This window comes from Kaistella sp., from assembly GCF_032060305.1.
Lineage (GTDB): Bacteria > Bacteroidota > Bacteroidia > Flavobacteriales > Weeksellaceae > Kaistella > Kaistella yananensis.
Genome location: NZ_DAMBHK010000014.1, coordinates 25,438 through 34,413 on the forward strand (window position 1 = coordinate 25,438; position 8,976 = coordinate 34,413).

The 8,976-nt window shown below is 39.8% G+C and carries 9 protein-coding genes and 1 pseudogene; 1 reads left to right on the top strand and 9 read right to left on the bottom strand.

The genetic code is table 11. From position 1 onward, the window contains the following. The 8 genes from V5N63_RS03365 to V5N63_RS03400 form a co-directional block, all read right to left on the bottom strand. On the bottom strand, positions 1-538 hold a 538-nt coding region (locus V5N63_RS03365), incomplete at its 3' end, for a BadF/BadG/BcrA/BcrD ATPase family protein (RefSeq protein ID WP_332032835.1). Positions 539-694: 156 nt separating this feature from the next. Then, positions 695-937, bottom strand: coding sequence for a NifU family protein (locus tag V5N63_RS03370; RefSeq protein ID WP_265142968.1), 243 nt, complete (start codon positions 935-937; stop codon positions 695-697). A 65-nt stretch (positions 938-1,002) separates the two neighbouring features. Further along, positions 1,003-2,106, bottom strand: coding sequence for an Mrp/NBP35 family ATP-binding protein (locus V5N63_RS03375; RefSeq protein ID WP_088468091.1), 1,104 nt, complete (start codon positions 2,104-2,106; stop codon positions 1,003-1,005). Between the two features lie 81 nt (positions 2,107-2,187). Then, positions 2,188-3,504, bottom strand: a complete 1,317-nt coding sequence (gene brnQ / locus V5N63_RS03380) for a branched-chain amino acid transport system II carrier protein (protein WP_332032836.1) — start codon at positions 3,502-3,504, stop codon at positions 2,188-2,190. 50 nt (positions 3,505-3,554) lie between these two features. Then, on the bottom strand, positions 3,555-4,805 hold the full coding sequence (locus tag V5N63_RS03385; RefSeq protein WP_332032837.1) for a dicarboxylate/amino acid:cation symporter: 1,251 nt from the start codon (positions 4,803-4,805) through the stop codon (positions 3,555-3,557). A 214-nt stretch (positions 4,806-5,019) separates the two neighbouring features. After that, positions 5,020-5,439, bottom strand: a complete 420-nt coding sequence (locus tag V5N63_RS03390; protein WP_332032838.1) for an SH3 domain-containing protein — start codon at positions 5,437-5,439, stop codon at positions 5,020-5,022. A 6-nt stretch (positions 5,440-5,445) separates the two neighbouring features. Next, positions 5,446-5,925: a BON domain-containing protein gene (locus V5N63_RS03395; RefSeq protein WP_088468095.1), complete on the bottom strand. Its 480-nt coding sequence runs from the start codon at positions 5,923-5,925 to the stop codon at positions 5,446-5,448. 177 nt (positions 5,926-6,102) lie between these two features. Next, positions 6,103-6,717 (bottom strand): alpha-ketoglutarate-dependent dioxygenase AlkB family protein, encoded by a 615-nt coding sequence (locus tag V5N63_RS03400; RefSeq protein ID WP_332032848.1) that lies wholly within the window; start codon positions 6,715-6,717, stop codon positions 6,103-6,105. A 64-nt stretch (positions 6,718-6,781) separates the two neighbouring features. Between V5N63_RS03400 and V5N63_RS03405 the strand changes: the two genes are divergently transcribed. After that, positions 6,782-8,638: a CocE/NonD family hydrolase gene (locus V5N63_RS03405; protein WP_332032839.1), complete on the top strand. Its 1,857-nt coding sequence runs from the start codon at positions 6,782-6,784 to the stop codon at positions 8,636-8,638. Between the two features lie 213 nt (positions 8,639-8,851). Here the strand turns inward: V5N63_RS03405 and V5N63_RS03410 are convergent. Beyond that, positions 8,852-8,976, bottom strand: a pseudogene (locus tag V5N63_RS03410) (agmatinase); the annotation flags it as partial.

The following is an 8,976-nucleotide window of genomic DNA, read 5'->3' on the forward strand; positions in this document are numbered from 1 at the left end:
CTTCGATGGTAAGATGATAGGTGCTGATGAAATCGTTTTCTAGATCTTTCGGCAGCTTTTTCATGAAAAAACGTCTTAAGAGATGTTTTCCGAGCGCGCTTCCGCTTCCTTCGTCACCGATCAAAAATCCCAGGGAAGGCAAATCGGTTCTGATTTTTTCACCGTCGAAATAGCAGGAATTGGATCCTGTACCGAGAATACAGATTATTGCGGGAGTACCATTGTAGGCTGCATAGGCTGCGGCCGTCATATCTTCTTTTACCGTAATTTCTGCATTGGGAAAAGCTTTGGTAAACTCATCGGCTACCTTTTTTCTATTATCGGGCGTTCCGCAACCGGATCCGTAAAAAAAAACTTTTTCGATATGATTTTTAAGGAAGAACAGTTCCTGATTCTTATCAATTTCCTGTAGGATAAACTCAGGATTAATGATATTTGGATTGAATCCCAGTGTTGTGGTTTTCAGATTGGGTTCCCCGTTATTTTCGAGAATTACCCAGTCGCATTTCGTGGAGCCGCCGTCGACAATGGCAATCATATACTGTATCGTTTAATCTGCTAAAATATCAATTTTATTTTAAACACTTTGTTATTTACCGCACAATTTTTTGTGTAGAAAACTTAAAAAAAAGTTGGTCATAAAAAAAGCAATTCAAATAAAGAATTGCCTGATTTATTACTGAAAACCCAACGATTATTCCACACTCAGCACTTCTACAATCTCGGGAGCAAACTGCTTAATGGTGTTTTCAACGCCCAATTTCATGGTAGAAAAACTCATGGGGCAGCCGTTGCAGTTGCCCTGAAGCTTTACATAAACTACATTGTCTTTAAGATCTACCAATTCGATGTCGCCGCCGTCTTTATTAAGAAACGGCCGGATGCTCTCGAGTGCTTCGAGTACTTTGGTTACGGTTTCTTCCTGTTTTGTTTCCATTATTAATTTTTTGGCTGATAGGTTAAAGGTTCAAATAATAACATGAATCCCAATCAGTTTCCTATTTATTTTTTTGGTGAGCAACCTGCCATGGTTGTAATTTTCACGGCTTCGGTTGGCGGAAGATTTTTGTTTCTTTCCACTAAACTTTCAATCATATTCTGCGCTACAGTTTTATAAATTTCTGTAATTGCAGCTCCTTCCTGCATTGCAGCGGGGCGGCCAACGTCGCCTGCTTCTCTGATACTCTGGATGATTGGGATTTCTCCCAACACCGGAATTCCTAAATCTTCTGCAAGATATTGTGCGCCCTGGTTCCCGAAAATATAATATTTGTTATCCGGCAATTCTTCTGGAGTAAAGTACGACATATTTTCAATTAAACCTAAAACAGGAATATTGATGCTTTCCATCTGGAACATCGCAATCCCTTTTCTTACATCAGCAAGAGCGATATGCTGCGGTGTACTTACTATAACAGCTCCGGTTACCGGAACTTCCTGGATAATTGAAAGATGAATATCACCAGTTCCCGGTGGCAGGTCGATTAAAAGAAAATCGAGTTCTCCCCAAGCCGCATCACGAATCATTTGGTTTAAAGCTTTGCTCGCCATAGGTCCGCGCCAAACCACTGCCTGGTTTGCCCCTGAGAAATAACCGATTGAAAGCATTTTTACGCCGTAATTCTCCACTGGTTTCATCAGATTTCTACCGTCTATTTCAACAGAAATAGGTTTTGCTCCCACCGTGTCGAACATGGTAGGAACTGAAGGTCCATAAATATCGGCATCTAAAAGCCCTACTTTGAAGCCCATTTTCGACAAAGTTACAGCAAGATTGGCTGCAACCGTAGATTTGCCTACGCCACCTTTTCCGGAAGCCACGGCAATGATATTCTGTATTCCCGGAATCTGTTTCCCCTTGATTTGGTTCTGCTGAACTTCGGACGGTTCGGGAGAAGCAATTTTAAGTTTTAAAACTACATCTTCACCAAATTCTGAAGCAAAAGCTTGTTTCATGGCAGCTTCGAGTTTCTTTTTCTCGTGCATTGCCGGAGAATGTGCGGTCATATCGATATACACATCATTTCCCATCACCTGGAAATTGTGTACTAAATCATCAACTTCTATCTCTTTCAGAAATAACTGAACTTTTTCTTTCGTCAACATAATTTTTACTAAAAATTGAATGACAAATTTACGCAAATTTTTCTGTAATTTAGAATGAATAAAAGTTAGATTGAACTGACATCAATCAGTATTAATTGATTTAAAATGCTTTTTCCGACCGGAATTAAAGGCTGCAGTAATAAAGAAAACCAGGAATGACGGGATTAACCAGCCTAACTGATGTTGGGATAAAGGGAGCCAGCTATTTATCTGTTCAACCGATTCAGAGAAAATATTAAAGTGCTGAAAGACAGAAAGTGACGCCACCAATGCTGAAGTAGCCACCGCCGCGATAAACGGTGTTTTTGAAAATATAATTTTCCCGAAGAACAGCAATGTAAGAATCAGTGCGAAGGTAATCGGATAGACAAAGCCCAGAATTACCACGGCATAATCGATGATTTCTTCCACGCTTTTCACCGAAAAATAAGCGGAAACCAAACAGGTTAACACCACGCCCACTTTATAATTTATTTTCCCGAACGTGAATTTCTCAAGAAAGCTGCCCATTGCAGAACTAAGTGCAATCGCAGTGGTAAGACAAGCCAAAGCTACCGCAAATGAAATCACCACGGTGCCGTTTTTACCTAAAACTTCATTCGAAATATGGAGCAAGAGGTCGGTTCGGGATATATTTTCCGACATAGGATAACCCGAGTGCGCGCCCAGATAAATTAAACCTCCATAGATAAACAGCAAAGCCACCATAGAGATTAATCCCGCCGCTATGGTAATTTTAAAACGGTCGTTACTGTTGGTATATCCTTTATCAATCGCAGCAGAAATAATAATTCCTGCGAAAATAACCGACGCCAAAACATCCAATGTCTGGTACCCTTCATGAAAAGCAAAAACAAATGATTCCTGAGTACTTATGCCGGTGATTTTAGAAACATCAGGCGGATTCATAATGCCCATCACCACCAGAATTCCTAAACTTAAAATAAGAAAAGGAGTAAGAAAATTTCCGATGATATCTACAATTTTCGATTGCGAAACCGATAAAAATATGACAACCGCAAAAAAGATGGCGGAGAAAAGAACATTATTAAAGCCCGGAAGAAGCGGTTTTATACCGATTTCATAAGTTGCAGCGGCAGTTCTTGGAATTGCTACAATGGGACCGATACATAACATAATGAGAAACGCCAAAACGGTAACTACAAAAGGATTAACCTTTCGGCCGAGATCCGTAAATGATGTACCGAAAAGCACCACGGTAAGCACACCCAAAAAAGGTGCAATAATTCCTGTGGTGAAAAATCCAGCAACAGCGGCAAACCATTCGCTTCCGGATTTCAGTCCGATGAAAGGAGGAAGAATTAAATTTCCAGCTCCAAAAAACATCGCAAAAAGTGCAAAACCCAAGGTTATCGCCGGCCCGAATTTATTTTTCATTGCAATATGCAGTTCTCTGTATGATTGAATTTTATCGTTTTTAGGAATTCTTATAAATCTCCACCATGATTATCCAGCTGGCCTTCCCATTTGGAAACGGAAGAAGTTGCAAGAGCATTTCCTAATACATTCGTCATACTTCTTCCCATATCGCAAAAGTGGTCGATAGGTAAGATTAGAGCGATACCTTCCGGCGGAATGCCGAACATGGTACAGGTTGCCACAATAATTACAAGACTCGCTCTGGGTACTCCTGCGATTCCTTTTGAGGTAAGCATTAAAACCAAAAGCATGGTAATTTGCTGTCCCAAAGTCATATCGATTCCGTAAATCTGTGCAATGAAAATCGCGGCAAAAGTCATATACATCATACTTCCATCGAGATTGAAAGAATATCCGAGTGGTAGAATGAAAGATACAATCCGGTTGTTACATCCAAATCTTTCGAGTTCTTCAACCAGTTTTGGGAACACAGCTTCGGAACTTGTAGTGGAAAAAGCAATTAACAAAGGAGCTTTAATCCTGCGTAAAAGTTCGAAAAGGCGGTTTCCTAAAATCAGATAACCTACAATAAGTAGAACCAACCATAGAATACCAAGGGCAAAAAAGAAGTCACGCAGATAAATTGCATACACTTTAAAGATTTCGAACCCATTTGTCGCTACAACTGCAGCGATTGCACCCAAAACTCCAAGTGGCGCGAACCACATGATGTAACCTACCATTTTCAGAATGGCGTGAGCAGAGATATCAAGCGCACGGACGATAGGTTTTGTATATTCTTCGCCCATATTGGCCAGGGCAACCCCAAACATAATAGAGAATACTACAATCTGAAGCACTTCATTCGTAGCAAACGCCTCGAATAAACTTTTCGGGATAATGTGTTTCACGAACTGTTCTAATGAAAGTCCCTGGCTGTTTGCCACTACTTCACCGGCATCTCCCGCAGCAGGAATAGCGAGCTGCATGACTTTGCCCGGCTCCATCCAGTTTACTAAAACAAGTCCTATCGTAAGTGACACGAGAGAGGCTATTATAAACCAAAGCATTGCTTTCGTACCCACGCGGCCTATCATCTTTATATCACTCATCTTGGCGATACCCACCACCAAAGTTGTAAATACCAGCGGAGCGATAATCATCTGCACCAAACGGATGAAGACGGTTCCTAAAAGTTTAATGTTTTTCGAAAATCCTTCGGAACTTTCAGGGTACTGGGTATGCACGATCCCGCCCATTACAACTCCTAATATAAGCGCAACGATAATGGCGATGAACAGTTTGTTTTGTCCTTTCATGTATTTTGTTTTTTTTGAAGAATCGTCTGAGGCGATCTTTGGAAAGAGGTTTTGTAAGAATTACAAATATATGTTTTTTTATGGAAAATCATCAACAATGCCCAATATCAGACAGACATCATAAAAACCGTATCGCATCATTACCAAAACAAAAACCTCTGAAAAATTCAGAGGTTCTAATATACTGCAATATAGCGCGTATTGTTTAAATAATTTATGCTCTTAAATATCTTGCATAAGCATAACCTTCTTCTCCATCGGCGGTTCTTACTTTCCACCAGTCGTCTGACGTCTGCTCTACCAAAGTTACAGTTTCGCCTTTAGCAGCTTTACCTACGATAGCACCGTCTGTTGAAGGTTCCTGTCTGATATTAAGGTTAGAATCTTCTGTAGCAACGGTTAACGTAGAACCTGATGCCAAACCTGCCACCTGAACATCAACATTGATATCCGAAGCGGAATAAGTAGAATCTATTGCGCCAAGGGCGTTCCACACTGCATCTTTTGCTGCGGTAGAAGCGGCGCTTCCTGACACATATAGAATCCCGTCCTGTTCTACTACCTTAAGATTGGATACTCCGGCTGACTGAGCAGCAGAGATTACTCCTGCGTATTTATCCTGTAATGCACTCATAACTTATTATTTTACGGTGTAATTATAATTAACTTTTCCAGCCTGTAACGCATCAACCGACATTTTAATTTTTCTCGCCTGTTCCGGAGAAACATTTCCGGTAAGGGTTAATTCGCCGTTAATCACTTCTACCTTAACCGAAGGGAAATCCTTAACCGCGTCGGTTACTTTCTGCTGAACTGCAGGATCAACAGCAGACACTGTTTCTACCACCACAGGAGCTTCAATAGTCGCCATATCCATTACATCCTTAATACCTGGGATTGCTTTTAAAGAAGCGATCATTGCATCTTTTGAAGCCTGGTCTGCGAACGTTCCGCTTAAGTGCGCAGTTCCGTCTTTTACTTCAACGGATGCTGTTGGGTTAGAGGTTACTACTGTTGTAGCCTGGGTTTGGAGTTCTGCATCTGTAACTTTCTTTTTACAAGAGATAGAACCGAACGATACTGCGAGCGCTAAAGCCGCCATTGCGATTGTTTTTTTCATAGTGAATTTATTTAATGTTAAAATTGGTTCTCAAATTTAAAGATAAAAGCGAAGTTTGATTCTTAATTAAATACTAAAGTTTTCTTAAATTTCTGAGATGCCCCTCCGATTCGGTAAAAACCCCTAGGCATATCATGACTGTATTATTCTCAAATATACATTTTTAAATTTAAATTTTCAAACTTTCTCTTGAATGGTGCGAAATGTAAGATTTACCCTCGGCGCAGTCACTCTTTTTGTTGGCGGAAGTCGATGGAGCCAATACGACTGTGTTTCATCTCTCATGACCAGAAGGCTTCCGTGCTCCAAAACCAATTCAACTTTTTCGCCGGTTACTTTATGTTTGAACGAAAATTTTCTTTCGGCCCCCAAACTCAATGAGGCAATTGCTCCGTTTTTTTTAAGGTCCTTTTCCGCATCGCTATGGTACGCCATTCCTTCGTCTCCGTTATGATAAAGATTCAGCAGGCAGGAATTGAATTTCTCTCCCGTTTTTTCCTCGACAAGTTTCTTCAAAGCAAGAAGTTCTTCGGTCCAGGATAACGCTGTTTTTGTGGTTTTGGAATAAGTGTACTGAAAACCTTCGTCCCCATACCACGCGACTTTTCTTTTAGTAACAATCTTTTTTCCAAATATTACGGCTTCATCATTTTTCCAGGCAATATTTTCTAAGAGCTTCCAGTAAAAAAAATCTGCTTTATCCGCATCCAATATTTTGCCAAAATAATTTACGGTTCCATCTTTTGGAAGTAAGTTAACATCTGGTTCAGCAAAATTTCCGAATAAACTCATCATAGAATTATTTACAAAATCAAATTTCTGATTTTTTTTATACATTCGTTCAAAATTAGTCTCAATGAAAAAACTCTTACAGATTCTTCTCATTTTCTGCTTCATCACGTTGTTTGCGCAAAACAGAGCCGATAACACATTCGTAAAAGAAAACTTTATTAAAAAAGAGGTGTATATCCCCATGCGCGACGGTGTGAAATTATTCACTTCAATTTACATTCCGAAAGACATTTCCAGAACAAAAAAATATCCTTTTATCATGCAGCGTACCTGTTACAGCGTTGCTCCGTATGGTGAAAATGAATACCGTGCCGCTTTAGGTCCAAACAAATATCTGATGAACGATAAGTATATTTTCGTTTATCAGGATGTGCGCGGCAGATACATGAGCGAAGGGACTTTCACCAACATGACGCCGCAAGTTGAGCGTAAAACTAAAAAAGACATTGATGAAAGTACTGATACCTACGACACGATTGAATGGTTACTAAAAAACATCAGTAACAATACCGGCAAAGTTGGACAATACGGAACTTCCTATCCTGGATTTTATACCGCGGCCGGAATTCTGGCGGGCCATCCTGCTTTGGTAGCGTCTTCACCTCAAGCACCGATTTCCGATTTTTGGAACGACGACTTTCTTCACAATGGTAAATTCATGCTCGGATATTTTCGCACTTTCCCAGTTTTTGGCGTACAAAAAACCAAGGCCGAAAAAGAAGGTTGGTATATGGATTCTTTCATAAAACCTACTTCAGAAGACGGCTTGAAATTCTACCGTGAACTCGGAACTTTAAAGGACGGCTACGAAAAATATTACAGGGATAATTTCTTTATGACGGAAATTATGAATCATCCAAACTATGATGAATACTGGCAAAAAAGAAGTCTTCTTCCTCACTTAAAAAACGTAAAACATGCGGTAATGACCGTCGGTGGCTGGTACGACGCTGAAGATTTATTCGGACCATTAAACATTTACAAAACAATTGAAAAAACCAGTCCGAAAGCCAAAAACACCATCGTGATGGGACCATTTTCTCACGGAGCCTGGGCAAGGGAAACCGGAAAACATTTCCATAATGAGATTTATTTTGGAGACAGCATTGCCACCTATTATCAAAAGAATCTGGAAACGAAATTTTTCAGTCATTACCTGAAGGGAAATTCCAAAACCGACGCCGGCCTGCCGGAAGCCGTGATGTATGACACCGGAAAAAAAGAATGGAAAGAATTCAAAACCTATCCGCCAAAAGAATCGGTAAAACTAAACTTTTATCTTGCCGACGGAACCCTAAAAAACATCGCCTCGAACACTGTTTCTGAATATTACAGCGATCCAAACAATCCAGTTTTAAGTTCGGATAATTTGAAAGATTTCAATGGATTTACGCCAAGAAATTACATGAGCGAAGACCAGCGTTTCGCTGTTGGAAGACCGGATGTTTTGACTTTCACAACCGATGTTTTAACTGAAGATATCACATTTGCCGGAGAAATTTTAGCCAAACTTAACATCGCTTCCACTTCTACTGATGCAGATTTTGCGGTAAAGCTAATTGATGTGTACCCGGAAGATTTCAAACCGGCGGAAAAGAAGGACGGCGTTATTTACGGGAATTACCACCAAATGGTAAGAAGCGAAATTATGCCGGCAAGATTCAGAAATTCGAGAGAAAAACCTGAAGCATTGGTTGCCAACCAGAAGACAGCAGTGAATTTCCGACTTCAGGATGTGGTGCATACCTTCAAAAAAGGACACCGGATTCAGATTCAGATTTCAAGCACGTGGTTTCCGCTGTTTGTTGTAAATCCTCAGAAATTTTTGGCAAATCCGAACCTTGCGACAAAAGAAGATTATACAAAAGCATTCATCAAAATCTTCGGTGACAGTTCTATTGAAGCCGATATTTTAAAATAATTTCGTTTTAAAACATAAAAAAATCTCTTTCAACGAATTGTTGAAAGAGATTTTTATTTTTTACCACAAAACGCACTAATTAATGTCTGTATTAAATGAATCTTGATTCTTGGTTCTTGGTTCTTGGTTCTTGGTTCTTGGTTCTTGGTTCTTGATTCTTTTTTCTTTTTTCTTTCTTCTTTCTTCTTTCTTCTTTCTTCTTTCTTCTTTCTTCTACTTCGAAATATGATAATACGCCAACATTTTATAATATAATTTTGCAGCAAGGAAAGCCGTTGGTTTTGGCATCGGCGAATCCATTAATTCTACAATATCAAAGGCAACTACATTGCATTTTT